This window comes from Streptomyces sp. NPDC048211 (assembly GCF_043202315.1).
In the GTDB taxonomy this organism is placed as follows: domain Bacteria; phylum Actinomycetota; class Actinomycetes; order Streptomycetales; family Streptomycetaceae; genus Streptomyces.
In genome coordinates, this window is the sequence record NZ_JBIDAD010000002.1 from 965294 (window position 1) to 989693 (window position 24400).

At 71.5% G+C, this 24400-nt stretch carries 22 protein-coding genes; 8 read left to right on the top strand and 14 right to left on the bottom strand.

Annotated elements, in window-relative coordinates:
- Positions 1 to 47: 47 nt before the first annotated feature.
- On the top strand, positions 48 to 797 hold the full coding sequence (locus ACGFZA_RS11130; protein WP_393678899.1) for a YoaK family protein: 750 nt from the start codon (positions 48 to 50) through the stop codon (positions 795 to 797).
- On the opposite strand, the gene ACGFZA_RS11135 is transcribed toward ACGFZA_RS11130, so the two are convergent.
- The gene (locus ACGFZA_RS11135) at positions 787 to 1596 is read right to left on the bottom strand and encodes a helix-turn-helix domain-containing protein (protein WP_393678701.1); all 810 of its coding nucleotides are present in this window, start codon (positions 1594 to 1596) and stop codon (positions 787 to 789) included. The two genes, ACGFZA_RS11130 and ACGFZA_RS11135, sit on opposite strands and share 11 nt — an antisense overlap.
- A 111-nt stretch (positions 1597 to 1707) precedes the next feature.
- On the opposite strand from ACGFZA_RS11135, the gene ACGFZA_RS11140 reads away from it, so the two are divergent.
- Positions 1708 to 2013: a 4a-hydroxytetrahydrobiopterin dehydratase gene (locus tag ACGFZA_RS11140; protein WP_385283330.1), complete on the top strand. Its 306-nt coding sequence runs from the start codon at positions 1708 to 1710 to the stop codon at positions 2011 to 2013.
- A gap of 24 nt (positions 2014 to 2037) precedes the next feature.
- Here the strand turns inward: ACGFZA_RS11140 and ACGFZA_RS11145 are convergent, their stop codons facing one another.
- From ACGFZA_RS11145 to ACGFZA_RS11160, 4 genes are all read right to left on the bottom strand, one after another.
- On the bottom strand, positions 2038 to 3000 hold the full coding sequence (locus tag ACGFZA_RS11145; protein ID WP_385283333.1) for a LysR family transcriptional regulator: 963 nt from the start codon (positions 2998 to 3000) through the stop codon (positions 2038 to 2040).
- A gap of 521 nt (positions 3001 to 3521) precedes the next feature.
- The gene (locus ACGFZA_RS11150; RefSeq protein ID WP_385283336.1) at positions 3522 to 4373 is read right to left on the bottom strand and encodes an aldo/keto reductase; all 852 of its coding nucleotides are present in this window, start codon (positions 4371 to 4373) and stop codon (positions 3522 to 3524) included.
- A 28-nt stretch (positions 4374 to 4401) separates the two neighbouring features.
- Complete coding sequence (locus ACGFZA_RS11155; protein ID WP_393678702.1) at positions 4402 to 5430, bottom strand: alcohol dehydrogenase catalytic domain-containing protein; 1029 nt, start codon at positions 5428 to 5430, stop codon at positions 4402 to 4404.
- 29 nt (positions 5431 to 5459) lie between these two features.
- The gene (locus ACGFZA_RS11160) at positions 5460 to 6437 is read right to left on the bottom strand and encodes an aldo/keto reductase (RefSeq protein ID WP_393678703.1); all 978 of its coding nucleotides are present in this window, start codon (positions 6435 to 6437) and stop codon (positions 5460 to 5462) included.
- Positions 6438 to 6661: 224 nt separating this feature from the next.
- Here ACGFZA_RS11160 and ACGFZA_RS11165 point away from each other — a divergent pair, with 224 nt between their 5' ends.
- The 4 genes from ACGFZA_RS11165 to ACGFZA_RS11180 all read left to right on the top strand — a co-directional run bounded on the left by ACGFZA_RS11165 (position 6662) and on the right by ACGFZA_RS11180 (position 10706).
- On the top strand, positions 6662 to 7579 hold the full coding sequence (locus tag ACGFZA_RS11165; protein WP_393678704.1) for a helix-turn-helix transcriptional regulator: 918 nt from the start codon (positions 6662 to 6664) through the stop codon (positions 7577 to 7579).
- Between the two features lie 210 nt (positions 7580 to 7789).
- Positions 7790 to 8530: a class I SAM-dependent methyltransferase gene (locus tag ACGFZA_RS11170; protein ID WP_385283346.1), complete on the top strand. Its 741-nt coding sequence runs from the start codon at positions 7790 to 7792 to the stop codon at positions 8528 to 8530.
- A 146-nt stretch (positions 8531 to 8676) separates the two neighbouring features.
- Entirely contained in the window at positions 8677 to 9612 is a 936-nt protein-coding gene (locus ACGFZA_RS11175) for a class I SAM-dependent methyltransferase (RefSeq protein WP_393678705.1), read from the top strand.
- 230 nt (positions 9613 to 9842) lie between these two features.
- Complete coding sequence (locus ACGFZA_RS11180) at positions 9843 to 10706, top strand: hypothetical protein (RefSeq protein ID WP_393678706.1); 864 nt, start codon at positions 9843 to 9845, stop codon at positions 10704 to 10706.
- 13 nt (positions 10707 to 10719) lie between these two features.
- On the opposite strand, the gene ACGFZA_RS11185 is transcribed toward ACGFZA_RS11180, so the two are convergent.
- From ACGFZA_RS11185 to ACGFZA_RS11200, 4 genes are all read right to left on the bottom strand, one after another.
- Positions 10720 to 11196 (bottom strand): RICIN domain-containing protein, encoded by a 477-nt coding sequence (locus ACGFZA_RS11185; RefSeq protein ID WP_385283354.1) that lies wholly within the window; start codon positions 11194 to 11196, stop codon positions 10720 to 10722.
- A gap of 126 nt (positions 11197 to 11322) precedes the next feature.
- Positions 11323 to 12159 carry an aldo/keto reductase gene (locus ACGFZA_RS11190; RefSeq protein WP_385283357.1) on the bottom strand — a complete coding sequence of 279 codons (837 nt, stop codon included), beginning with the start codon at positions 12157 to 12159 and terminating at the stop codon, positions 11323 to 11325.
- A 158-nt stretch (positions 12160 to 12317) separates the two neighbouring features.
- Positions 12318 to 14117 (bottom strand): AMP-dependent synthetase/ligase, encoded by a 1800-nt coding sequence (locus ACGFZA_RS11195; RefSeq protein ID WP_385283419.1) that lies wholly within the window; start codon positions 14115 to 14117, stop codon positions 12318 to 12320.
- A gap of 346 nt (positions 14118 to 14463) precedes the next feature.
- The gene (locus ACGFZA_RS11200; protein ID WP_385283360.1) at positions 14464 to 15366 is read right to left on the bottom strand and encodes a LysR substrate-binding domain-containing protein; all 903 of its coding nucleotides are present in this window, start codon (positions 15364 to 15366) and stop codon (positions 14464 to 14466) included.
- Between the two features lie 118 nt (positions 15367 to 15484).
- Between ACGFZA_RS11200 and ACGFZA_RS11205 the strand changes: the two genes are divergently transcribed.
- Positions 15485 to 16510 carry a bile acid:sodium symporter family protein gene (locus ACGFZA_RS11205; protein WP_393678707.1) on the top strand — a complete coding sequence of 342 codons (1026 nt, stop codon included), beginning with the start codon at positions 15485 to 15487 and terminating at the stop codon, positions 16508 to 16510.
- Between the two features lie 160 nt (positions 16511 to 16670).
- Here the strand turns inward: ACGFZA_RS11205 and fdhD are convergent, their stop codons facing one another.
- The 5 genes from fdhD to ACGFZA_RS11230 are packed head-to-tail and all read right to left on the bottom strand — an operon-like array spanning position 16671 to position 23146.
- Positions 16671 to 17519, bottom strand: a complete 849-nt coding sequence (gene fdhD, locus ACGFZA_RS11210; RefSeq protein ID WP_393678708.1) for a formate dehydrogenase accessory sulfurtransferase FdhD — start codon at positions 17517 to 17519, stop codon at positions 16671 to 16673.
- Between the two features lie 5 nt (positions 17520 to 17524).
- The gene (locus ACGFZA_RS11215; RefSeq protein ID WP_393678709.1) at positions 17525 to 18385 is read right to left on the bottom strand and encodes a 2Fe-2S iron-sulfur cluster-binding protein; all 861 of its coding nucleotides are present in this window, start codon (positions 18383 to 18385) and stop codon (positions 17525 to 17527) included.
- Positions 18382 to 20223, bottom strand: coding sequence for an NAD(P)H-dependent oxidoreductase subunit E (locus ACGFZA_RS11220; protein WP_393678710.1), 1842 nt, complete (start codon positions 20221 to 20223; stop codon positions 18382 to 18384). Before ACGFZA_RS11220 ends, ACGFZA_RS11215 begins: the two co-directional genes overlap by 4 nt.
- Entirely contained in the window at positions 20214 to 22151 is a 1938-nt protein-coding gene (locus ACGFZA_RS11225; protein ID WP_393678711.1) for a molybdopterin oxidoreductase family protein, read from the bottom strand. Before ACGFZA_RS11225 ends, ACGFZA_RS11220 begins: the two co-directional genes overlap by 10 nt.
- Entirely contained in the window at positions 22148 to 23146 is a 999-nt protein-coding gene (locus ACGFZA_RS11230; RefSeq protein WP_393678712.1) for a 2-dehydropantoate 2-reductase, read from the bottom strand. The genes ACGFZA_RS11225 and ACGFZA_RS11230 overlap by 4 nt, the downstream gene beginning before the upstream one ends.
- A gap of 250 nt (positions 23147 to 23396) precedes the next feature.
- Here ACGFZA_RS11230 and ACGFZA_RS11235 point away from each other — a divergent pair, with 250 nt between their 5' ends.
- Positions 23397 to 24347, top strand: a complete 951-nt coding sequence (locus ACGFZA_RS11235) for a beta-ketoacyl-ACP synthase III (protein WP_393678713.1) — start codon at positions 23397 to 23399, stop codon at positions 24345 to 24347.
- The last annotated feature ends 53 nt before the right edge of the window (positions 24348 to 24400 follow it).

Here is a 24400-nt window from a genome sequence, read left to right on the forward strand (position 1 = left end):
TGATCCCGACCCTCGTCGTGATGCGGAGTGTGCCCGTGCCCCTGCCCATGCCCGTACCCGTGGTGCTGCGTGAGGCATGGACCACCCTCGTACCGGACATGAACGACCGGCACGGTCCGCTGCCGCCGCTGATGCTCGCCCTGACCGTCGTCACCGGACTGGTCGACGCCGTCAGCTATCTGGAACTGGGCCGGGTCTTCGTCGCGAACATGACCGGCAACGTGGTCTTCGCCGGCTTCGCGTTCGCCGGATCCCCGGGGTTCTCCCTGGCCGCCTCGTTCATCGCCCTCGGTGGGTTCGTGGCCGGGGCGGTGACCGGAGGGCGGATCATCCACCGGTCCCACGCCCACCGCGGCCGCATGCTGCTGCACGCGGTCTGCGCGCAGACGCTGTGCGTCCTGGCCGCCCTGATCGTCACGCTCTTCTCGGGCAGCCCGTACTCCGGCGGCGTGCGCTTCGCTCTCATCGTGCTGCTCGCCCTGGGCCTCGGCCTGCAGAACGCCGTCGCGCGGGCGCTCGCCGTCCCCGATCTCAAGACGACCGTGCTGACCCTGACCATCACCGGCATCGCCTCCGACGGCCGGCTCGCCGGAGGACCCGGCAGCAAGGCCGGCCGCCGGGTCCTCTCCGCCGCCGCCATGCTGGCCGGAGCCCTCGTCGGGGCCGTGGCCGTCCTGCACGGTCATCCGATCCTGCCGCTCCTGCTGGCCGTGGTGATCCTCGCCTTGGTGTGCCTGGCCGCGCAGGTCCTGGCCCGGGCGGACGCCCCGTGGGCCCTGCCCGTCGTCAACAAGTGAGCGACCGCAGATACGCGGCGGTGGCCGCGTCGGCCGGCAGCAGCGTCTCGATGGCCAGCTCCGCGACCGTCACGTCCATCGGGGTGTTGAACGTCGCGATGGACGCCACGAAGGAGAGCAGCTGCCCGCCGTGCTCGATCACCAGGGGCAGGGCGAAGGGAACCGAGGACGAGGGCGCGGCCCGGTCCGCATCGCTTTCCGCCTCCGCCGGTACGGAGTAGCCCGCCACCTCTTCGTACAGCGCACGCAGCTCCGCCGAACGGACCAGCGCGATCTGACGCTCCATCTGGGCCAGCAGATCGGCCCGCCACTCCCGCAGATTGCGGATCCGAGGGGCCAGCCCCTCAGGGTGGAGGGTCAGCCGCATCGCGTTCAGGGGCGGGACGAGCAGATGCTCCGCCACCCCGTCCAGCATCCGGGTCATGCCCTGGTTGGCCGCCACCACGGTGTACAGACCGTCGACGACGAACGCCGGATACGGGTCGTACCCCTTCAGTAGCCGGTCCATGCCCTCGCGCAACGCGTTCATCGCCGGGTCGTCGAGTGCGGTCTCCGTGTAGCGCGGGGCGTAACCGGCGACCACCAGGAGGGCGTTGCGTTCCCGTACGGGCACGTCCAGGTGACCGGCCAGCCGCAGGACCATCTCCTCACTGGGGCGGGACCGGCCCGTCTCGATGAACGAGATGTGCCGGGCCGAGGAGTCCGCCCGCAGCGCCAGCTCCAGCTGGCTGATCCTGCGACGCTCCCGCCAGCTCCGCAGCAGCGGCCCTACCCCCGTGTCAAGCGCGACAGTTGTCATACCCAGACCGTAACGTCACCGGCATCGTCGACCAGCAAGACCTCGGGAGGGTGCTGAAGATCTCGGCCGGGATCGGATCTTCAGCACCCTGCCGGCGAAAGGAGCCACCGCATGCCCGCCGCACCGCTGCCCCAGGACGAGATCGAGAACCGGCTGCGCGAACTGCCCGGCTGGACGCTGGAAGGGGACCGGATCTCCCGCACCTACAAGCTCCCGTCGCATTTCGCCGCCGCCGGCCTCGCCATGCACGTCGCCCAGATCCAGGACGAGCTGAACCACCACTCCGATCTGACGCTCGGATACAACACCGTCGCCCTGTCCGTGAACTCCCACGACGCGGGAGGAAAGGTCACGGAGAAGGACCTGGCCCTGGCCACCAGGGTGGAGGCCGTCGCCCCGGGCCACGGCGCGCGGTAGCCGAGCACGGTCACCGGCGGACGGTCAGGACGCGGCGCCGAAGCGAGGATGCGCGGCGAGCCAGCGTGTGTAGCTGTCGCTGCGCTCCACCGCCTGGGCGTACGCCGCCCGGGTGTGTCCGCTCACCGCTCCGGCCGCCGCCGAGGCGGCCGCCGAGCGGGGGTGCCAGCCCAGCAGATGGCGCCAGCTGAGCGGCGAGCCGGCCACCGGGCGGGTGACCACGCCGGGCGTCGGCGGGAACGTCGCCCGGCACAGCCCGACCGCCCGCCCCACCTGCACCAGATGGACGACCGACGAGGTGTCCGTCTCGTACACCGACACCGGGCTGAAGCCCGCCCGCGCGCAGGCGGCCACGAAACAGTCCGCGAAACAGCCGTCGCCCGGCACATCCGCCCAGCACTCGTCCGCCAGCGTGGAGAGCTCCAGCTCCGCCTCCCCGGCCAGCGGATGGGTCTCGGGCAGCATCACGAAGACCGGATCGATCCCGATCACCTGCCATTCCAGCCGGTCGGCCACCGGGGGCGGGCTCTCCCCGCAGGCGCCGATGAGGGCGAAGTCGAGCCTTCCGTCCACCAGTTGGGACGCCAGTTCCGCCACCGACCATGAGGTGTACGTGGACACCGGCGCCGTGGGATGCGCCGTCACCAGCCGGTCGACGAGCCCGCCGAGCAGCGGCCCGTGCGTGCCGCCCAGTCGGAACCGCTCCATGGCCCCCCACGCGTTGGCGAACCGTACGGCCTCTTCCTGGAGCTCGCTGACGGCAGGCAGCACCACCCGTGCCCGCTCCAGCACCAGTTCGCCCAGGAGCGTCGGCCGCGCTCCCGTGTGGTCCCGGTCGAACAGGGGGCCGCCCAGCGCCTTCTCGATGCGCCGCAGCTGTGCGCTCAGGGCCGGCTGGGCAAGTCCGAGAGAGGCGGCCGCCTTGGTGAGGCTTCCGGTGTCGGCGATGGCCCGTACGGTTCGCAGATGGCGCAACTCCAGCTCCATACGGGCAAGTTATGGCCCCGTTGGCCTGCTGGCAATTGGTACGGACCGGGGACCGCCACGAGGGTCCCGGAAGAGGCGCGCGGAGCGTGGCCCGGGAGCCGTCGAAAGGGGCGTGCGGTTCCCGACCGCTGCTCAGCGCTTCGAGCGGAGGTCGGCCGACCGGGCCGACCCACGGGGGTGTGCGTCATTCCGCATGCGTCGGCCGCAGGCGCCCCCGCGCTCCGCCACCGCCGCCATCCCCCTGTCCGGCTCCGGTCCGGAAGCTCTATGGCGACTGGTCCTCGGACCCCTCCCGCTCCAGCCGCCCCTTCCCGCCGGCAGACGCCCGACCGGCTGCGAAGCCCGTCCCGCGCCGGCCGCCGCGGACCTGAAGGAGAGCGTGACCCTGAACCGGGTGGACAGACCTGCCGACCGGGCGTCGAAGTCCGAGGCATCGCGCATCGGCCTCCTTCGCGCGCGCTCCGGCAACGGGAGAGGCAAGCGGCCGGCGGGCGGCCCTTCGCCCTGGGCGGCAGATTCGGTCAGGCGTCCAGGCGGCGCTTGGCGAGCCAGCTGACGATCTCGGGGTCGCGGTGGTCGAAGAAGAGCGAGCCGCCGGTGTCGAGCGTGGCGATCCTGGCCATCTGCTCGTCCGTGAGCCGGAAGTCGAAGACGTCGACGTTCTCGGCCATGCGCTCGGCGCGCACGGACTTGGGGATGGCGACGACGCCGCGCTGGGTGAGCCAGCGCAGCACGACCTGGGCGACCGACTTGCCGTGTTCCTCGCCGATCCCGGCCAGGAGCGGATCGGTGAACAGGTCGTTCCTGCCCTCGGCGAAGCCGCCCCAGGACTGGATCTGCACCCCGTGCTCGCGCATGAGGTCCTGGTAGTCGGCGCGTTGGAAGAACGGATGGGTCTCGATCTGGTTGACGGCCGGGGTGATCTCGTTGTTGACGATCAGGTCGATCAGACGGTCGGGGTAGAAGTTGGCCACGCCGATCGCCCTGGCCGCCCCCTCACGGTGCAACGCCTCCATGGCGCGCCACTGGCCGTAGACGTCGCCGAACGGCTGGTGCATCAGGTACAGGTCGAGGTGGTCCAGACCCAGCCTGTGAAGTGACGTCTCGAACGCGCGCCGGGTGTTGTCCTGGGCGGGGGCGTCCTGCACCCACAGCTTGGTGGTGAGGAACAGGTCGTCGCGGGGGATGCCGCTGGACTTGACGGCGCGTCCCACGGCCTCTTCGTTGGCGTACGCGGCGGCGGTGTCCAGGAGCCGGTAGCCGGCCGCGAGGGCCTCGGAGACGGCGCGCTCGGTGTCCTCGGCGGGGATCTGGTAGACGCCGAAGCCGAGAAGCGGCATCTCCACGCCGTTGTTCAGGGTGACGTACTGCATGGGGGCCTTCCTTTCGGAGGGGGCGGGGTCAGGGGGTGACGAGCGCCTTGAGGACCCGGCGGTCGGCCATGGCCCGGTAGGCGTCAGGCGTCCGGTCGAGGGGGAACGTCCGGTCGAAGACGCGGCCGGGGTTGATGGTGCCGTCCAGGACGTCGGGCAGCAGTTGCTCGATGTAGGCCCGGGCCGGGCCGGCGCCGCCGGTCAGGGTGATGTTCCGCATGAACACGGCCGGTCCGATCGGGCCTTCCTCGTACTGCGGCACTCCCAGGCGGCTGATGGTTCCGCCGTCCAGGACCGCGCCGAGCGCGGTGTCGAGGGCCTGGCGGGTGCCGACGGCCTCGATCACCTTGCCGACGCCGTCGGTGAGCTCGCGGATGCGGGCGATGCCTTCCTCGCCGCGTTCGGCGACGACGTCGGTGGCACCGAACGCGCGGCCCAGGCCGGTGCGGGCTCCGTGGCGGCCCGCGAGCACGATCCGCTCGGCGCCGAGCCGCCCGGCGGCGATCACCGCGCACAGTCCGACCGCGCCGTCGCCGACGACCAGCACCACGTCGCCGCGGCCGACGCCGGCGGTGACGGCGCCGTGGTGGCCGGTGGTCATCACGTCCGACAGGGCCAGCAGCGACGGCAGCAGTGCGGAATCGGCGGCCACCGGCAGCTTCACCAGGGTGCCGTCGGCCTGCGGGACACGGACCGCCTCGCCCTGGCCGCCGTCCACGCCGTCGAAGCCGTACCGGCCGCCGTTGCGGCACGAGATGTGCAGGCCCTTGGCGCAGTAGTCGCAGGTGTTGTCGCTGTACGTGAAGGGAGCGACGACCAGGTCGCCCGCCCGCAGGCGGGACACCTCCGGCCCGGTCGCCTCGACGATGCCCAGGAATTCGTGTCCCATGGGACGGCCGGTCCCGGTGGCGGGCATCGACCGGTAGGGCCACAGATCGCTGCCGCACACGCAGGCGGCGACGACGCGGACGACGGCGTCGGTGGGCTTGACGATCCCGGGGTCGGGCCGGTTCTCGACGCGGACGTCGCCGGCTCCGTACATCAGGGTTGCACGCATGAGGGGTATTACTCCGAATGGGGGGGTGTTCAGCGTTCGAGCATCCGTGCCTGGGCCTCGGTGTGGGTGTCACCGGCGGCGGGCGGCAGGCTGGAGAGCTGGTCGAGCTGCTCGGTGGTCAGGGTGACGGCGTCGGCGGCGGTGTTCTCCTCGACCCGGGCGACGCGTTTGGTGCCGGGGATCGGGGCGATGTCGTCGCCCTGGGCGAGGAGCCAGGCCAGCGCCACCTGCGCGGGCGTGGCGCCGACCCGGGCGGCCAGGGCCTGCACCTCGTCGGCGAGGGCGAGGTTGCGCCGGAAGTTCTCCCCTGTGAAGCGCGGGTTGTCGCGGCGGAAGTCGTTCTCGTCGAACTGGTCGGTGGTGCGGACCGTGCCCGTCAGGACGCCGCGTCCGAGCGGGGAGAACGGCACCAGGCCGATGCCCAGCTCCCGCAGGACGGGCAGCACGCGCTCCTCGATGCCGCGGGTGAACAGGGAGTACTCGGACTGCACCGCGGTGACCGGCTGGACGGCGTGCGCGCGCCGGATGGTGTCCGGCCCGGCTTCGGAGAGGCCGAAGGCGCGTACCTTGCCCGCGGCGATCAGCTCGGCCACGGCCCCGGCGGTCTCCTCTATCGGGGTACGCGGGTCCACCCGGTGCTGGTAGTACAGGTCGATGTGGTCGGTACCCAGCCGCCTCAGAGAGCCCTCCACGGCGGTACGGATGTTGGCCGGGCCGGAATCCAGGTTCCAGGCGCCCTCTCCACCGTGGGAGACCAGACCGAACTTGGTGGCCAGCACCACTTGGTCGCGGCGCCCCTTCAGGGCTTTCCCGAGGAGTTCCTCGTTGGTGTAGGGGCCGTAGATCTCGGCCGTGTCGATGAGCGTGACGCCGAGGTCCAGCGCCCGGTGCACGGTCCTGACCGACTCCGCGTCGTCCGTGCCGGAGCCCGTATAGCCGTGGGACATCCCCATCGCTCCCAGACCGATCCGGGAAACCTCCAGGTCACGTAGCTTGATGTACCGCATATTGTCCTCTCCGTATCGTGGCGTCGCCCGTTGGCACCTCACTCGCGCCCGGCCCGGCGGGCCGGGCCCGCTCGGTCGGCCCGGCGGCGGGAACCCTGTGACGGCGTCCTGTCCCTTCAGCTTCGCTCGAACGGCGCGGGTGTGGCAGGGCGAGCTCTTCGGGGGTCATGACAGGGCCCCCCTCGCACCTGCGGACCGGGCCGCGGGGGAGTCAGACTGGAGCCATGGCATTCGAGAGCACGCACGGTGAAGGCGCCGAGCTGGGGCGCTACCTGCGCGCCCGGCGCACCCAGACCAGCCCCGCACACGTCGGCCTCACCGTCGGCGCCGGCATCCGCCGCACCCCCGGCCTGCGCCGCGAGGAGGTGGCCACCCTGGCCGGCATCAGCATCGACTACTACGTGCGCATGGAGCGCGGCAAGGAGACCCGCCCCAGCCCCGCCGTCCTCGACTCCCTCGCCCGTGCCCTGCACATGGACGACCAGGAGCACCAGCACCTGCGCGAGCTCGCCGCCCGTGCCGCCCGCTACGCTCCCGAGCCGCCGCCCGCGCCCAGCCGCACCGTGCGCCCGCACCTCGAGCTGCTGCTGGAATCGCTGCGTCCGAACCCCGCGTACGTGATCAGCCGCAGCATGGACGTGCTCGCCTGGAACCCCGGGGGCCTCGCCCTGTACGTGGGCCTGGACGACTGGCCCGTCAAGCAGCGCAACCTCGCCCGCTACCTGTTCCTGCATCCCGCCGCCCGTGCTCTGTTCGGTGACTGGGACCGGCAGATCACCGCGTGCGTCGCCCGTCTGCGCGCCCTCGCTGGCACCGCCCCCGACGCACCCGACCTCACCCATCTCGTCGGCGAACTGCTTCTGAAGAGCCCCGACTTCGCAGGTCTGTGGGAGCGGTACGAGGTGACCGGGCGCAAGCCCGCCCGTAAGACCTTCCAGCACCCGCAGGTCGGAACGGTCACCCTCACCTCGCAGTCCCTGCACGTGGAGGGGACCCCCGGCCAGCGCATCGGCGTCTACACCGCCGAACCCGGAACCCCCGACTACGACGCCCTGCTCCTGCTCGACATGACCGCGTCGCGGTCGGCGGAACGCCCGTCACCGACCCCGAAGGCCACCGGGCAGCAGTCCTCCCGGGACTGACCGGGCCGGGAGCTCGGTTCAGCGAGTTCGGTGCTGGTGCTGGTGCTGGTGCTGGTGCTGGTGCGGTGCGGGCCTGCCGCCCGGCAGGCCAGGTTCCGGCGGCCCGCGTGCGAGGAAGTGCCCCGCGTTCCGCGGGCCGCCGCGCGTGGGGAAGTGGCGACTTCGGCGGTCTGTACGAGGAGTTGCTGATCTGGATCTAAAGTCGTGCACATGCTGGACTACGACAACGAGGCCGCGACGTATGACGCCACCCGCGGCGGGGTGCCCCGGGCGGAGGCGGCCGCCGCCGCGGTACTCGGCCTCGTCCCGCCGGCCGCGCGCACGCTGCTGGACATCGGCTGCGGTACGGGACTGGTCACCGAGCGGATCGCGGCCGGCCGGCCCGGTCTGCGGGTGTTCGGCTCCGACGCCGCCCACGGCATGGCCCGCGCCGCCCGGCAGCGCGTCGGGGGCGTGGTGCTCGCCGACGCCCGCCGACTGCCCCTGCCCGATGCGGCGGTCGACGCGGTGACGGCGGTCTGGCTGCTCCACCTGCTCCGTGGGGAAGGAGCCGCGCGAGCGGTGGTGGCCCAGGCCGCGCGGGTGCTGAGGACCGGCGGTGTGTTCGTGACCACCGTCGACAAGGACGCGGCGCATGACGTCGGCAGCGACATCGACGAGGCGTTCGCACCGTACCTGGCGCCGAACCCGTCCGACGCGGCGGAGCGGATCATCGAGTACGGCGCCGCACACGGCCTCGATGTGGTGGGCAGCGCCGTCTTCCGCGGCCATGGACAGGGACGGACGCCTCTGGATGCCGCACAGGGCGTGCGGCGCGGCTACTTCGTCTCGCGCCTGGCCCTGCCCGGGACAGCGGCCGAACGGCTCGCCGAGGTCCTGACCGCGCTGCCCGGGCCCGAGCGACGGCGCGCGGATCCGGAGTACCGGCTGCTCGCTTTCCGCCGTCGCTGAGGGCCGTCCCGCCAGGATTTGCCGGACAGCCCATAGATCGTGCTGCCGGGGACACCGGTCCTCCTCTCCCGGAGCCGGAACGACAGCGGCTTGCCGTAACGGCAACAAAGTTTGCTCCATCGGTTCGGTGTGGTGACGCTGTTCCCATGAGCAACCACACCGGGCACGGTCACCACCACGACGGCAACCACACACACGATCACCGGCAGAGCGGCGCGCACGGGCACCACCACGGCCCCGCCGACCCCGACTGGGACGTCATGGGTCCGCTGCTGGAGCAGAACGCCGAACTCAGCAGCGAGCAGTACACGGAGGCGGCCCGCTGGATCGCCGGCCTGCCCGACGCCCCGAAGGTGCGCAGGGTCCTGGACATCGGCAGCGGGCCGGGCGTGATCTCCTGCCTGCTCGCTGAGGCGTTTCCCGAGGCGGAGGTCGTCGCCGTCGACGGCACCCCGGCCCTGCTGGCGCGCACCCGCGACCGCGCCGAACGGCTCGGGCTCGGCGACCGGGTCAGCACTCTGCACGCCGAGCTCCCCGGCGAGCTCGCGGGGCTGGGGCGGGCGGATCTGATCTGGGCGGGCAACACCCTGCACCACATGGGCGACCAGCGCGCCGTGCTGGCGGGCTTCGCCGCGTTGCTGAACCCGGGCGGCACCGTCGCGCTCGTGGAGGGCGGGCTGCAGCCGCGTCAGCTGCCGCGCGACCTCGGCTTCGGCCGGCCCGGACTGGAGGCCCGCATGGAGGCGATCCAGGCCGAGGCGTTCGAAGAGATGCGTGCGGAGCTGCCCGACGCCCGGCGGGAGAACGAGGACTGGGCCGCCCTGTTCAGCGCGGTGGGTCTCGCCCCGCAGGGCACCCGCAGCTTCCTGCTCGACCTGCCCGCACCCCTCGGCGATGTCGCGCGGGACCACGTCATCGCCGAACTCACGCGGCGCCGCGACGGCTTGCGCGACCGGCTCGACACCGACGACATCGCCGTGCTGGACCGGCTGCTCGACCCCGAGGACCCGGCCGGACTGCACCGCCGCCGTGACACGTACCTGCTGCTGGCCCGCACACTCCACCTGGGTCGGCGCGCCTGAGCGGGCCCCTTCCGCTCTGCCGCCGGTCCGGCTGATCAGCCCTCGGCAGGTGCTCCGCCCCCTCCCGGTCCCGGCTCCGAAGCGGGACGGCGCTCGCCGGAAGGGGGTGGGGTGCACAGATCCGTTCCGAGGGAGGAGGATGCGGGGCGGAGGGGATTTGAATGCGTTCAGAAATGCGGGAGCCGGGACAGGGTCAGTCGCGCGTGAGGGACAGGTTCGGCGCGGTACTGATGACTTCGATGTCGGTGCTGTTCGTCGAGGGTGTGATCGGGGTGATCGCGCTCGTCGTGTGGGACATGGCCGAGGAGAGCCCGAGCGGCCCTCCCTACAACGCCTTGGGACTCTTCTACCTGATCGTGCTGATGCCGTTCGTGGCGGCGGTCGGTGCCGTCCTCGGCTACCTGATGTCCGTCGGTGTGGTGATGCCGCTCCTGGTCCTGGCCGGATGGCTCGGTCGCCGGTTCTCCGGGCGGGAGTCGTGGTGGTGGGTCCCGGCGTCGGCGGCCGCCGCGACCGCGCTGCCGTTCCTGGCCGCGGCGGCACTCGGAGAAGTGGGCCCCCTGGCCGCCCTCGGCGGGTGGCTCGCGATGACGGTGGCGCTGGCCGCCTCGGCCCTGGTTGCACGCCGGCTGCTGCTGCCGGACCGCCCGCGGCTGTCCGCCGGCGTGATGTTCGGGCGGGTGGCTTCGTACGGCGCGCTCGCCGTCGCCACTGCCGGTCTCCTCGCCGGCATCGGCCTCTACGCCGGGATCGCCTACGAGCCTCCGTGGCTGATCGATCAAGGGGCCGCCGGGACGTGGTCCGACGGGAAGGGCGGCACGCTCGTCCTCATGGAGGACGGCACGGCCACGGCGAACGGCATCGAGACGTTCGACGACGGTTCGCTCGAACCCGCGGCGCATCTGTGCACCGGCACCGGGAGCTGGAAGTACGACCCTGGTGCCGGACCGTGGTTCCAGCAGGTGGACGTGTCCGTCGCAGGCTGTTCCTTGGACCCCTGGGAGGTGCTCGGGACCTCGGGCCGTCCGAAGCTCTTCGTCTACATCGGCGACGCCGACACCTTGGATCTCTACGTCCTGCAACGCGACGACTGAGCCGGAGAGCGCCTCAGGACGTGCCGGACACCGGTTCCAGCCGCCACCACTGGCCGGGGGAGTCGGTGTCCTCCCACTGCTGGACGGGTGCGCCCTCGGCCGTGCTGCCGTCGGCGACCTCCAGGACCAGTCCGCTCACGAAGCTGACGAGCGTCACGGTGCCCGGCGCCTCCAGATGCCGTTCGATCAGCCACTCCTGCGCACCGAAGTTGTTCGCACGCCACTGCTGGATCACGGCCCCGTTCTCCGTGGAGGCGCCGCGCACGTCCAGCCGCTTGCCGCTGTGGGCGTTGACCACGTGGTGCAGGGCCGCGCCCTCGTGGACGGGGGTGAACTCCCAGTGCTGGGCCGCCGATCCGTCGACGTCGTTCTGCTGCACCGGCGCGCCGCCGCCCTTCGCGGCATCCCGCACCTCCAGCACCAGCCCGCTGCCCACATTGCGCAGCCGGTACAGACCCGCCCCGACGGCGGGCGCGGTGTCCCCGGTCATGTCCCGGTCCCTTCATGGGCTCGTACGGCTCGTGCGGCCGGTACGGCGAAACCGCCGCCCGGCTCCGGGCCGGGCGGCGGTCACAGGTGGTGCGGTGTCGGGCCTTCGGCCCCGTACGGTCCGGTGTCAGGCGCCGACGTTGAACTCGCCCGGGTTCGGGCCGAGCCGCTTGCCCTCGTCCAGCGCGGCGAACGCGGCCAGGTCGTCGGCGTCCAGTTCGAAGCCGAACACGTCGATGTTCTCCTTGATCCGCGACGGCGTCACGGACTTGGGGATCACCACGTTGCCCGTCTGGAGGTGCCAGCGCAGCACGGCCTGGGCGGGGGTGCGACCGTGCTTCTGCGCGACCGCGACGACCGTCGGGACCTCCAGGAGCCCCTTGCCCGAACCGAGCGGCGACCAGGCCTCCGTGGCGATGCCGTGCTTGGCGTGCAGCGCGCGCGAATCGGCCTGCTGGAGCTGCGGGTGCAGCTCGATCTGGTTGAGCGCCGGCACCACGGAGGTCTCGCCCAGCAGGCGCTCCAGGTGCTCGGGGAGGAAGTTCGAGACGCCGATGGCCTTCGCGCGGCCGTCTGCGTAGATCTTCTCGAACGCCCGGTACGTGTCGACGTACGCGTCCTTGGCCGGCACCGGCCAGTGGATCAGGTACAGGTCGACGTAGTCGAGGCCCAGCTTGTCGAGGGAGGCGTCGAAGGCGCGCAGCGTCGCATCGTAACCCTGCTCCGTGTTCCACAGCTTCGTGGTCACGAAGAGCTCTTCGCGGGCGACACCGGAGGCCGCGATCGCCTTTCCGGTGCCCACCTCGTTCCGGTAGATCGCGGCGGTGTCGATGCTGCGGTACCCGGACTCGATGGCCGTGGCGACCGCTGTCGCCGCCTCGTCGTCCGGCACCTGCCAGACTCCGAAACCGAGCTGCGGCATCTCGACGCCGTTGTTGAGGGTGAGGGAGGGGACCTGGCTCACGAGCGGTCGATCCTAACGTTGTGGGGGTGGGACTCCCAGTGTGAACGATCAAGACGGCCCACACATTCCCGTCCGCGCGCCGTTTTCACCGGAACCGTACTCCCCGCGCGGGGTCCGGGCCGAGCCGCGCGCGGGAGCGGGACGGTGTCCGGGTTCGTTCAGCGGTAGAGCGCGTCCACCTCGGTCGCGTACGCCGTTTCGATCGCCTTGCGCTTCAGTTTCAGCGACGGCGTGAGCAGACCGTGCTCCTCGCTGAACTGGTGGGCCAGGATCCGGAACGTACGGATCGACTCGGCCTGGGAGACCGCCGTGTTCGCGGCCACCACCGCGCGCCGGACCTCCATCTCCAGATCCGGGTCCCGCACCAGTTCCCCCGGGGACATCGCCTGCCGCCCCTGCATCGCGAGCCAGTGCTCCACGGACTCCTGGTCGACGGTGACCAGCGCCGCGATGTACGGCCGGTCGTTGCCGACCACGATGCACTGCGCCACCAGCGGATGCGCCCGCACCCGCTCCTCCAGACCGGCCGGCGAGACACTCTTGCCGCCGGACGTCACCAGGATCTCCTTCTTGCGCCCGGTGATCGTCAGATAGCCGTCCTCGTCCAGCGCCCCCAGGTCGCCGGTGGACAGCCAGCCCTCGTTGAGCACCGCGGCGGTGGCCTTCGGGTCGCCCAGATAGCCGCCGAACACGTTGGCCCCGTACACCCAGATCTCGCCGTCGTCGGCGATGTGCACCGTCGTGCCGGGGATCGGCTGGCCCACCGTGCCGTACCGGGTGCGCTCCGGCGGGTTGGCGGTCGCGGCGGCCGTCGTCTCGGTCAGGCCGTACCCCTCGTACACGGTGACACCGGCGCCCGCGAAGAACAGCCCGAGCTGCCGTTCCATCCCCGAGCCGCCCGACATGGCGTGCCGGATCCGGCCGCCCATCGCCTCGCGCACCTTCTTGTACACGACCTTGTCGAAGAACTGGTGCTGCATCCGCAGCCCTGCGGACGGCCCCGGACCGGTGCCGAAGGCCCGCGCCTCCATCGCCTCCGCGTACTTCACCGCGATGTCGACGGCCTTGTCGAACGGCCCGACCCGGCCCTCCGCCTCGGCCTTGCGCCGGGCCCCGTTGAAGACCTTCTCGAAGATGTACGGCACCGCCAGGATGAACGTGGGACGGAACGTCACGAGGTCCGGCATCAGCGCCTTCGCCGAGAGTTCAGGCTGGTGGCCGAGTTTCACCCGGCCGCGGATCGCCGTGACCTCCACCATCCGCCCGAAGACGTGAGCAAGCGGCAGGAAGAGCAGGGTCGCCGCCTCGTCGCCCGGCTTGGAGTGGAAGACCGACTCCCAGCGGGAGGCCATCGTCTCCGTCTCGAACATGAAGTTGGCGTGGGTGATCACACAGCCCTTCGGGCGGCCCGTCGTCCCCGAGGTGTAGATGACGGTCGCGACCGACTCGGGCGTCACCGCGCGCCGGTGCCGGTGCACGACGTCGTCGTCGATATGGGCGCCGGCCCCGACCAGCTCGGCCACCGCGTCGGCGTCCAGCTGCCACAGCCGCTTCAGCTGCGGCAGCCGGTCGATCACCGACGCGACCGTCATGGCGTGGTCCTCGTGCTCGACCATCACCGCCGACACCTCGGCGTCGTGCAGCATCCACAGGACCTGCTCGGCCGAGGACGTGGGATAAACCGGCACGGACTGCGCGCCGACCGTCCACAGGGCGAAGTCGAACAGGGTCCACTCGTAACGGGTACGCGACATCAGGGCGACCCGGTCGCCGAACCGCACCCCGTGCGCAATCAGCCCCTTGGCCAGGGCCAGCACCTCGTCGCGGAACGTCGCCGATGTGACATCCCGCCAGCGTCCGTCCGCGTCTTTCCGGCCGAAGGCGATCCGGTGCGGATCCTCCTCGGCGTAGTCGAAGACGACATCCGCGAGCCCGCCTACGTGGGGCGCGGCCGCCATGGGTGGGACAGTGAACTCACGCAATGACCTGCTCCTTGTGGCGCTCCGCACAGCGCCGTGACGCTACCCCACCGGACGCCGCCGCGGGAGAGCCCGGAGGGGTCGGGACCAGGTGGTATCTGCACTGGTCAGGTGCTGAAATCCGGCCAGATGGGCAAGGCCCGGGCGCGCTTCTGACCATGGAGTAAGTAGCTCGCGCGGGAATCTCCACCGAATCTGTACGCCGTGATCACCGGGTTATGTGCGGGAACGGGGGATCGGTCCGCGTCTGTCAGGACCTGCCGGGCCCGGGCCGGACCACCCGGGGCCGCCGCGTACCGTCCATTCTCCCCCGCCCCGCAGCCCCTCATGCGCGGTCCCGCGCACTGATCGCACCGATTCCGCGCGAGGGCCGGATCAGCCGGTCGCCGCCCGCCAGGATCGCCGCCGCCAGGGCGTCCGCCGCCTGCTGCGCGCCGCCCCGGTGCCTGCCGTGCAGCAGGACGAAGTCCACGTCGCCCAGCTCCGGCAGCCCCTCCCTGGCCGCCACCGGGGTCAGTCCCGGCGGGACCAGGCCGCGACTGTGCGCCATCACTCCGAGCCCCGCATGGGCGGCCGCGATCAGCCCGCTGAGGCTCCCGCTCGTGCACGCGACCCGCCACGAGCGCCCCTGCTCCTCCAGGACCTCCAGCGCGCGGGCCCGGGTGATGCCCGGCGGCGGGAAGAGGATGAGCGGCACCGGGCGCTCCGGATCGATCCGCAGCCGGGGCGCACCGATCCAGACCAGCGCGTCCTGCCAGACCAGCTCCCCGTGGGTGTCCCCGGTCCGCCGCTTGGCGAGCACCAGATCGAGACGGCCCGCCGCCAGCTGCTGGTGCAGCGTGCCCGACAGTTCCACGGTCAGCTCCAGCTCGACCTCCGGATGGTCGCGGCGGAACGACTGCAGGATCTCCGGCAGCCGGGTCAGCACGAAGTCCTCCGACGCCCCGAAGCGCAGCCGCCCGCGCAGCCGGGTCCCGGTGAAGAAGGCCGAGGCCCGCTCGTGCGCCTCCAGGATCGTCCGCGCGAAGCCGAGCATCGCCTCGCCGTCCACCGTGAGATCGACCCGGTGCGTGTCCCGGGTGAACAGCTGACGCCCGGTGGCGTCCTCCAGCCGCCGCACGTGCTGGCTCACCGTGGACTGCCGCACCCCGAGCCGGCGGGCGGCCGCGGTGAAGCTGAGGGTCTGGGCGACGGCGAGGAAGGTGCGCAGCTGCGCGGGGTCGTACATGGGCAGAGGCTATCGCGATCCGTGATGACAGTAAGAGCGGTATACCGGATTCCCGATGTCGATGATCAGGAGCAGGATGGAGAGGGCACGACGATGAACGAGAGAACACGTGGAGCACATGAGCCGCCGCACCCTGCAGTTGCCGTCCTGGCTGCCGATCGACCCGTACATCCTGGCGTTGATCGGCACCGTCGTACTCGCGGCTCTGCTGCCGGCCTCCGACACCGCCGCCGACGTGGCGGGCGGGGCCTCCACGGGAGCGGTCGCGTTCCTCTTCTTCCTCTACGGCGCACGGCTCTCCACCGCCGAGGCCCTCGACGGGCTCAAGCACTGGCGGCTCCACCTCACCGTCCTGGCCTGTACCTTCGTCGTCTTCCCGCTGCTGGGACTGGCGAGCAAGGGGCTGGTGCCGTACGTGCTGACGCCCCAGCTGCAGAGCGGCTTCCTCTTCCTCTGCCTCGTCCCCTCGACGATCCAGTCGTCGATCGCCTTCACCTCGATCGCCCGGGGCAACGTGCCCGCCGCGATCTGCGCGGGCTCCTTCTCCTCGATCGCCGGCATCTTCGTCACCCCGCTGCTCGCGGCGGCGCTCCTCGGCAACAGCGGTGGCGGCTTCTCCGCGGACGCCCTGCTGAAGATCGGCGTGCAGCTGCTGCTGCCGTTCGTCGCGGGACAGCTGCTGCGCCGCTGGATCGGGGGCTTCATCGCCCGCCACAAGAAGGTCCTCGGCTACGTGGACCGGGGCTCGATCCTGCTCGTCGTCTACACCGCGTTCAGCGAGGGCATGGTCGCGGGCATCTGGCACCAGGTCACGCCGGCCCGGCTCGGCGCGCTGCTCGCCGCCGAGGCGGTGCTGCTCGCGCTGATGCTCGCGGTGAGCTGGTACGGGGCGAAGCGGCTCGGCTTCGGCCGCGAGGACCGCATCGCCATCCAGTTCGCCGGCTCCAAGAAGAGCCTCGCCTCAGGGCTGCCGATGGCCAGCGTCCTGTTCGGCGCGCAGGCGAGCCTCGCCGTGCTGCCGCTGATGCTCTTCCACCAGATGCAGCTCATGGTGTGCGCGGTGATCGCGAAGCGGCGGGCCCGCGACCCGCAGGACCCGCTCACGGACAACGCCTCCGCGCGGGAGCCCGTCACGGTGGGCTGAGGCCGGCCGGCGCAGGGGGCGCTCCCCGCCGGCCGGACCCCTCAGGGGCTGCCGGGTGACCTCCGGCCGGGCGGCCGCGCCCCGGCACGCACCGGAGAGCGTCCGCTTCCCGGCCCGAGGCCACCCGACAGCCCCTCACCCGTGCAGCGGGCGAGGCTCCTCAGCCCTGGACGGCCGTCGCCTCCAGGGCGATGCGGTGCTCGCCCGCGTACACGTTCATGGAAGGCCCCCGCAGGAAGCCGACCAGGGTCAGGCCGGTCTCGGCGGCCAGGTCGACCGCGAGGGACGACGGCGCCGAGACGGCCGCCAGCATCGGGATGCCGGCCATCACCGCCTTCTGCGCCAGCTCGAACGAGGCCCGGCCCGAGACCAGCAGGATCGACCGGGACAGCGGGAGCCGGTCGTCGGTCAGGGCCCTGCCGACCAGCTTGTCGACCGCGTTGTGCCGGCCGACGTCCTCCCGTACGTCGATCAGCTCGCCCGTCTCGGAGAACAGCGCCGCCGCGTGCAGCCCCCCGGTCCGGTCGAAGACCCGCTGCGAGGCACGCAGCCGGTCGGGGAGCGCGGCCAGCAGCTCGGGCCCGACCCGGACCGGGGGATTGTCGGCGACCGGGTGCCGGGTCGTGGTGCGCACCGCGTCCAGGCTGGCCTTGCCGCACAGACCGCAGGAGGACGTGGTGTAGACGTTGCGCTCCAGCGTGATGTCGGGGACCACCACACCGGGCGCGAGCTTCACGTCCACCACGTTGTACGTGTTCACCCCGTCGGCCGTCGCCCCGGCGCAGTACACGATCGACTGGACCTCGGAGCCGTCACCGATCACGCCCTCGCTCACCAGGAAGCCGGCCGCGAGCGCGAAGTCGTCGCCCGGCGTGCGCATCGTGATGGCGAGCGCCTTGCCGTTCAGCCGGATCTCCAGCGGCTCCTCGGCGACGAGGGTGTCCGGGCGGGCGGAGACGGCTCCGTCCCGGATGCGGATGGTGCGGCGGCGCTCGGTGACCCGTCCCATGACAGTCAGACCCGATTCTGTACGTGTTGGAAGCCGAAACGGCCCTTGATGCAGAGGTTGCCGTGGGTCACCGGGTTGTCGTGCGGCGAGGTGACCTTGACGATCTCATTGTCCTGCACATGGAGCGTGACGTTGCAGCCGACTCCGCAGTAGGCGCAGACCGTGGTGGTCTCCGTCTGCGCCGGTTCGTCCCAGGTCCCGGCCGCCCGCATGTCGAACTCGGTCTTGAAGGAGAGTGCCCCGGTCGGGCACACCTCGATGCAGTTGCCGCAGTAGACGCACGCCGAGTCGGTGAGCGGCACCCCGTGCTCGGTCGAGACGCGGGCGTCGAAACCCCGGCCCGCGACCGCGATCGCGAACGTGTTCTGCCACTGCTCGCCGCACGCGTCGACGCACTTGTAGCACTGGATGCACTTGTCGTAGTCGCGGACGTAGAGGTCGTTGTCGACCTTCGGCTCCTCGTTGAGCCGGGCCGCGTCGGCGCCGAACCGGCCCGGCTTCGCCTCGTACTCCTTGATCCATTCGGCGGCCCGGGGGGTCGTCGACAGATCGGTGGACGACGCGAGCAGCTCCAGCACGACCTTGCGGCTGTGCCGGGCCCGCTCGCTGTCGGTGAGCACGGTCATGCCCGCCTCGGCCCGGCGCGAACACGCCGGGGCGAGGGTACAGGCTCCCGCCACTTCGACGACACAGACCCGGCAGGCGTTCTTCGGGGTGAGCGTGTCGCCCTGGCACAGCGTCGGGATGTCCTTTCCCGCCGCCCGGCAGGCGTCCAGAATCGTCGATCCCTCGGGAACCCGGGTCTCCTGGCCGTCGAGCGTGAACTCGATCAGCCGGCGCGGCAGTCGCAACGGAACAGCGGTCACCGGTAGACCCCCAGACGGTCGATGGCGGATTCGACAGCATTCCACGCGGTCTGGCCCAGACCGCAGATCGACGCGTCGCGCATGGCCTGCCCCACTTCGCGCAGCAGGGCGACGTCGTCGGCGGCCGAGGCGCCCGTACGGTCCTTGATCCGGTGCAGGGCCTCCTCCTGCCGCACCGTTCCGACCCGGCACGGCACACACTGCCCGCACGACTCGTCGCGGAAGAACTCTGCGATCCGCAGGAGGATGCGAGGGAGCTCGACCGCGCCGTCCAGGACCAGGACGACGCCCGATCCGAGCGTCGTACCGGCCGCCCGCGTCCCCTCGAAGGTGAGCGGGATGTCCAGCTCGTCGGGCCGAACGAAGCCGCCCGCCGCGCCGCCGAGCAGCACCGCCCGCAGATCCTCCGGCGGGCCCGCGAGCTCCAGCAGTTCGCGCAGGCTCGCGCCGAACGGCAGCTCGTAGACCCCGGGCCTGGCCACCCGTCCCGACACGCAGAACAGCTTCGTGCCGGTGGACGTGCCGGTCCCGGTGGCGGCGTAGGCGGCGGCGCCCCGCTCCAGGATCGGCAGGACGTTGACCAGCGTCTCGACGTTGTTGACGGCGGTCGGCCTGCCGAACAGGCCCTTCTCCACCGGGAACGGGGGCTTGGACCTCGGTTCGCCGCGCCGGCCCTCGATCGAGTTGAAGATCGCGGTCTCCTCGCCGCAGATGTACGCGCCCGCGCCCCGCCGGATCTCGATGTCGAAGGCGTAGCCCTGCCCGAGGATGTCGGGACCGAGCAGGCCCCGCGCGCGGGCGGTCTCCAGGGCGTGGCCGAGCCGTGCGAAGGCCCGCGGGTACTCGCCGCGCAGATAGATGAACCCGCGGCCGGCGCCGATGGCGTACCCGGCCACGGTCATCGCCTCGACGAGGGCGTACGGGTCGCCCTCCATCAGCACCCGGTCCTTGAAGGTGCCCGGCTCGCTCTCGTCCGCGTTGCAGACGAGGTAGTGCGGGCCGTCGGGCTGCTGGGCCGTGGCCTCCCACTTGCGACCGGTCGGGAACGCGGCGCCGCCCCGGCCGACGAGCCCGGCGTCCAGTACCTCACGGATGACACCCGCGGGGCCGAGGGCGAAGGCGCGGCGCAGGGCGGTGTAGCCGCCGTTCGCCCGGTAGTCGTCGAGGGAGGCGGGGTCCGTGGCGCCGATGCGCTTGAGGAGGACGAGACGGTCGCCGCCGGCCTGGGGGACGGCGGTCGCGGGCGAAGGCTCGGCGGGGAGGGTCTCCGGGGCGCGGGCGGCCGTGGTGAGGGCCTCGGCGGTGGCGGGGGCGACGACCGAGGCGGTGTGCGGGGAGCCCGCCCGGATCAGCAGCGCCGCCGGGGCCCGTTCGCACAGGCCCAGGCAGGGGCTCTCCTGCCAGACCGCGCCCTCCGTGGCCGTACCCGCAGGAGCGAAGGACTCCGTCAGGTCCGTGCACACCGCGGCCGAGCCGCGGGCCGCGCAGGCCAGGTCCGTGCAGACGTGGAGGACCTTCGCCGGACGGGGGCGCAGCGAGAACATCGCGTAGAACGTCGCGACGCCGTACGCCTCCGCCGGGGCCACCGTCAGCCGGCGGCAGATGTAGCCGAGCGCGCCCTCACTGATCCAGCCGGTCCGGTCGTTCACCGCGTGCAGGGCGGGCAGCAGTTGGTCGCGCCGGTCCTTCGCGGCCGACACGCCGCCCACCGCCCACCGCAGATCCTCGTCACTGCGCGCCGTGGCGCCCTCCCAGCCCGACGGCGGTGGCCCCAACAGGCGGTCGACCGCGTCCCGTTCGGCATCCGTCGGGGCCGTGTCGGTGAATTTCAGGTCCATGCGGGCACCAGCTTCTCGATCCGTACGGCGGACGCCTTGAACTCGGCGGTGCCGGCGATCGGGCAGTTCGCCTCGATCGTCAGCGCGTTGGTGTCGACCTCGTCCGGGAAGTGCATCGTCATGAAGGCGAGCCCCGGCCGCAGCCCGGGATCGATCCACACCGGCGCGGTGACGCTGCCCCGCCTGGAGGTGACCCGCACCTCCTCGCCGGTCGCGACGCCGTAGGTCACCGCGTCCTCCGGGCAGAGCTCGATGTACTCGCCGCGACGCAGTGGTGAGGCGTAACCGCCGCTCTGTACACCGGTGTTGTACGAGTCGAGACGGCGTCCGGTCGTCAGGCGCAGCGGGTACACCTCGTCCGTGAGGTCGACCGGCGGATCGTGCTGGACGAGGCCGAAGGGGGCGGCCGGGCCGCGACGTACCGGATCGGTCTCCCAGAGCCGGGCGTGCAGGAAGCTCGACGGGAGCCCCTCGGTGTCGGGGCACGGCCACTGGAGGCCCTGGTGCTCCTCCAGCCGGTCATACGTCATTCCGAAGTGGTCGGGCGAGAGCGAACGCAGTTCGTTCCAGACCGTCTCGGCGTCGGTGAACTTCCAGTCGTGGCCGAGGCGTCCGGCCAGGGCGCAGATGATGTCGATGTCCTCCCGGGCCTCGCCCGGCGGGAGGAGGGCCGCCCGCACCCGCTGGACCCGGCGCTCGCTGTTGGTCGTGGTCCCGTCGGTCTCTGCCCAGGCGGCCGTCGCGGGCAGGACGACGTCCGCGAGTTCGGCGGTCTTCGTCAGGAAGATGTCCTGGACCACCAGATGGTCCAGGGCCCGCAGCCGCCGGACCGCCTGTTCGCTGTCGGCCTCCGACTGGGCCGGGTTCTCGCCGATGCAGTAGACCGCGCGCAGGTCGCCGCTCTCCATCGACTCGAACATCTCGGTGAGCGTCTTGCCGTAACGGGGCTGGATGACGGTGTCCCAGGTCCGTTCGAACTTCTGCCGGGATTCCGGGTCGAGGATGTCCTGGAAGCCGGGCAGCTTGTTGGGGATGGCGCCCATGTCGCCGCCGCCCTGCACGTTGTTCTGGCCGCGCAGGGGCTGGACACCGGAGCCGTACCGGCCGACATGACCGGTGAGCATCGACAGGTTGATCAGCGCGCGGACGTTGTCCGTGCCGTTGTGGTGCTCGGTGATGCCGAGGGTCCAGCACAGCTGGGCCCGTTCCGCGGTGGCGTAGGCGTGGGCCAGCTTGCGGATGGCCTCGGCCGGCACGCCGGTGACCTGCTCGGCCGCCGAGAGCGTCCACGGCTCGACGAGCGCCGCGTACTCCTCGTAACCCGTCGTCGCGCGGGTCACGAACGCCTGGTTGACCAGACCGGCATGGATGATCTCGCGGCCGATGGCGTGGGCGAGGGGGATGTCCGTACCGACGTTCAGGCCGAGCCAGCTCTCCGCCCACTGGGCTGTCGAGGTGCGGCGCGGATCGACGGCGTGCATGCGCGCCCCGTTGTGGAGGCCCTTCAGCACGTGCTGGAAGAAGATCGGGTGGGCGAACCGGGCGTTGGAACCCCACATCACGATGAGGTCCGTGTGCTCGACCTCCTCGTAGGAGGAGGTGCCGCCGCCCGAGCCGAAGGCCGCGGAGAGACCGGCGACGCTCGGGGCGTGACAGGTGCGGTTGCAGGAGTCCACGTTGTTGGTGCCCATCACCACGCGGGTGAACTTCTGTGCCACGTAGTTCATCTCGTTCGTGGCGCGGGCGCAGGACAGCATCGCGAAGGCGTCGGGGCCGTGGGCCCGACGGGCCTGCCGGAATCCGGCAGCCGCGCGGTCCAGCGCCTCGTCCCAGCTTGCCTGCCGCAGGATTCCGTCCGCGTCCCGGACCAGCGGATGCGTCAGCCGCTCGTACTGCTTGCGTGCGCGCCGCTTGCGGTGGTCGTTCATGGTGCGCTCCCTGCTGGCGCCGTGGCGGCCGAGGAGGTGGAGGCGAGGAGGTCGGCGAGCGCGTGAACGGCGCGCAGCGTCGGGACGGGCGCCCCGGCCAGGTCGGCCAGTTCGACGACGGCCGCGAGCAGCACGTCGAGTTCGAGGGGCTTGCCCTTCTCCAGGTCCTGGAGGGTGGAGGTCTTGTGGTCGCCGACGCGCTCGGCGCCGGCGATGCGCCGTTCCACGGAGATGTCGGGCCGGCAGCCGACCGCGGCCGCGACGTCGAGGGTCTCGCGCATCATCGACTCCACGAGCGCGCGGGTGTCCGGGTGCCGGCAGATCTGGCCCATGGTGGCCCGGGACAGCGCGCTGATCGGGTTGAACGAGATGTTGCCGATCAGCTTGATCCAGATGTCCTTGCGCAGATCCGCCTCGACGGGGCACTTGAGCCCGCCCGCGACCATGGCCTCGCTGAAGTCGTGGCAGCGCCGCGACAGGGTCAGGTCGGGCTCCCCGATGGCGAACCGGGTCCCTTCGAGATGGCGGACGACGCCGGGGGCCTCGATCTCCGTCGCCGCGTAGACGACGCAGCCGATGGCCCGCTCGGGCGGAAGGGTGGAGCTGACCGTGCCCGCCGGGTCGACGCTGTTGATGCGGCGCCCGGCGTGCGGGCCCGCGAGACCGTGGAAGTACCACCACGGTATGCCGTTCTGCGCGGCGACGACCGCCGTACGGTCGTGCAGCAGCGGGTGGACCAGGGGGCCCGACGCCGCGTACGAGTTGGCCTTGAGCCCGAGGAACACGAAGTCGACGGGCCCGACCTCCGACGGATCGTCGGTGGCCGAAGGGCGTGCGGTGAAATCGCCGCGGGGGCTGAGGACGCGTACGCCGTCGCGGCGCATGGCGGCCAGATGCGGCCCGCGGGCGATGAGATGGACCTCGGCGCCGGCGCGGTGGAGCGCGGCCCCGACATAGGCGCCGATCGCGCCGGCACCGACAACTGCGACTTTCACGGGGCTCTCCGTTCGGTAGCTGACCGAGCGAGGCGGGAGCGGGGAAGCAGCGGGGATGTGCGGGTAGGAGGAGCGGCAGACACTGTCAAGTCGACAGAATATTGTCTACAGTATGCGGTCCAAGGGGTCAAGGCTGTTGTCAAGCCTCCAACCTCCGGCCGGTATTCCTGTGGGATCACGTGCCCCTGTACCGGGCGGTAGCGACCAAGACTGGATGGTTCCTGCCATATGTAGCGAGGGGAACCTGAATATGACCGGCTCACGTGTCGTGGCGCTCGGCCACTATCAGCCCGCCAAGGTGCTCACCAACCACGACCTGGCGGCGATGGTCGACACCAGCGACGAGTGGATCACCAGCCGTGTCGGCATCAAGACCCGGCACCTCGGCGGTCCCGACGAGCCGGTGGACGAGCTGGCCGCGCACGCGGCGGCCAAGGCGCTCGCCGCCGCCGGCCTGCAGCCGGCCGACATCGACCTGGTGCTGGTCGCCACCTCCACGGCGATCGACCGCTCGCCGAGCATGTCGGCCCGGGTCGCCGCGCGTCTCGGCATGTCCTCGCCCGCGGTGATGGACATCAACGTGGTCTGTTCAGGTTTCACCCACGCCCTCGCCACCGCCGACCACGCCGTCCGGGCCGGTGCCGCCACGCGCGCCCTCGTGATCGGCGCCGACAAGATGGGCGACATCGTCGACTGGACCGACCGCTCCAGCTGTGTGCTGATGGGCGACGGCGCCGGTGCGGCGGTCGTGGTCGCCGATCCGGGCGCCGACGGCCGGCCCGGGATCGGCCCGGTGCTGTGGGGTTCCGTGCCGGGGATGGGGGACGCGGTACGGATCGAGGGCACGCCGCCGCGCTTCGCCCAGGAAGGGCAGTCCGTCTACCGCTGGGCCACCACTCAACTGCCGCCCATCGCGCGCAAGGTATGTGAAAAGGCCGGAATCACCCCCGAGGATCTCGCCGCGGTGGTGTTGCATCAGGCCAATCTGAGGATCATCGAACCCGTCGCCAGGAAGATCGGCGCGGTCAACGCGGTCATCGCCCGGGATGTGGTGGATTCCGGCAATACGTCCGCGGCCTCGATTCCGATGGCCCTGTCCAAGCTGGTGGAGCGGGGCGAGGTCGCCACCGGTGCTCCGGCGCTGCTTTTCGGCTTCGGCGGGAACCTCAGTTATGCCGGACAGGTGATCCGCTGTCCCTGAGGGGCGTTGTGCTCGGTAGACTGTAGACGATAAGCAATTGCTCGTCGCCCGGA

What these genes read in the sequence shown, in the direction of transcription:
- ACGFZA_RS11180 (WP_393678706.1), top strand. Translation starts at nt 9,843, where the DNA reads ATGACTTCGATGTCGGTGCTGTTCGTCGAGGGTGTGATCGGGGTGATC.
- ACGFZA_RS11175 (WP_393678705.1), top strand. Translation starts at nt 8,677, where the DNA reads ATGAGCAACCACACCGGGCACGGTCACCACCACGACGGCAACCACACA.
- ACGFZA_RS11165 (WP_393678704.1), top strand. Translation starts at nt 6,662, where the DNA reads ATGGCATTCGAGAGCACGCACGGTGAAGGCGCCGAGCTGGGGCGCTAC.
- ACGFZA_RS11225 (WP_393678711.1), bottom strand. Translation starts at nt 22,151, where the DNA reads ATGAACGACCACCGCAAGCGGCGCGCACGCAAGCAGTACGAGCGGCTG.
- fdhD (WP_393678708.1), bottom strand. Translation starts at nt 17,519, where the DNA reads ATGGGACGGGTCACCGAGCGCCGCCGCACCATCCGCATCCGGGACGGA.
- ACGFZA_RS11200 (WP_385283360.1), bottom strand. Translation starts at nt 15,366, where the DNA reads ATGTACGACCCCGCGCAGCTGCGCACCTTCCTCGCCGTCGCCCAGACC.
- ACGFZA_RS11170 (WP_385283346.1), top strand. Translation starts at nt 7,790, where the DNA reads ATGCTGGACTACGACAACGAGGCCGCGACGTATGACGCCACCCGCGGC.
- ACGFZA_RS11160 (WP_393678703.1), bottom strand. Translation starts at nt 6,437, where the DNA reads ATGCGGTACATCAAGCTACGTGACCTGGAGGTTTCCCGGATCGGTCTG.
- ACGFZA_RS11185 (WP_385283354.1), bottom strand. Translation starts at nt 11,196, where the DNA reads ATGACCGGGGACACCGCGCCCGCCGTCGGGGCGGGTCTGTACCGGCTG.
- ACGFZA_RS11205 (WP_393678707.1), top strand. Translation starts at nt 15,485, where the DNA reads ATGAGCCGCCGCACCCTGCAGTTGCCGTCCTGGCTGCCGATCGACCCG.
- ACGFZA_RS11235 (WP_393678713.1), top strand. Translation starts at nt 23,397, where the DNA reads ATGACCGGCTCACGTGTCGTGGCGCTCGGCCACTATCAGCCCGCCAAG.
- ACGFZA_RS11145 (WP_385283333.1), bottom strand. Translation starts at nt 3,000, where the DNA reads ATGGAGCTGGAGTTGCGCCATCTGCGAACCGTACGGGCCATCGCCGAC.
- ACGFZA_RS11140 (WP_385283330.1), top strand. Translation starts at nt 1,708, where the DNA reads ATGCCCGCCGCACCGCTGCCCCAGGACGAGATCGAGAACCGGCTGCGC.
- ACGFZA_RS11155 (WP_393678702.1), bottom strand. Translation starts at nt 5,430, where the DNA reads ATGCGTGCAACCCTGATGTACGGAGCCGGCGACGTCCGCGTCGAGAAC.
- ACGFZA_RS11220 (WP_393678710.1), bottom strand. Translation starts at nt 20,223, where the DNA reads ATGGACCTGAAATTCACCGACACGGCCCCGACGGATGCCGAACGGGAC.
- ACGFZA_RS11130 (WP_393678899.1), top strand. Translation starts at nt 48, where the DNA reads ATGCCCGTACCCGTGGTGCTGCGTGAGGCATGGACCACCCTCGTACCG.
- ACGFZA_RS11150 (WP_385283336.1), bottom strand. Translation starts at nt 4,373, where the DNA reads ATGCAGTACGTCACCCTGAACAACGGCGTGGAGATGCCGCTTCTCGGC.
- ACGFZA_RS11195 (WP_385283419.1), bottom strand. Translation starts at nt 14,117, where the DNA reads ATGGCGGCCGCGCCCCACGTAGGCGGGCTCGCGGATGTCGTCTTCGAC.
- ACGFZA_RS11135 (WP_393678701.1), bottom strand. Translation starts at nt 1,596, where the DNA reads ATGACAACTGTCGCGCTTGACACGGGGGTAGGGCCGCTGCTGCGGAGC.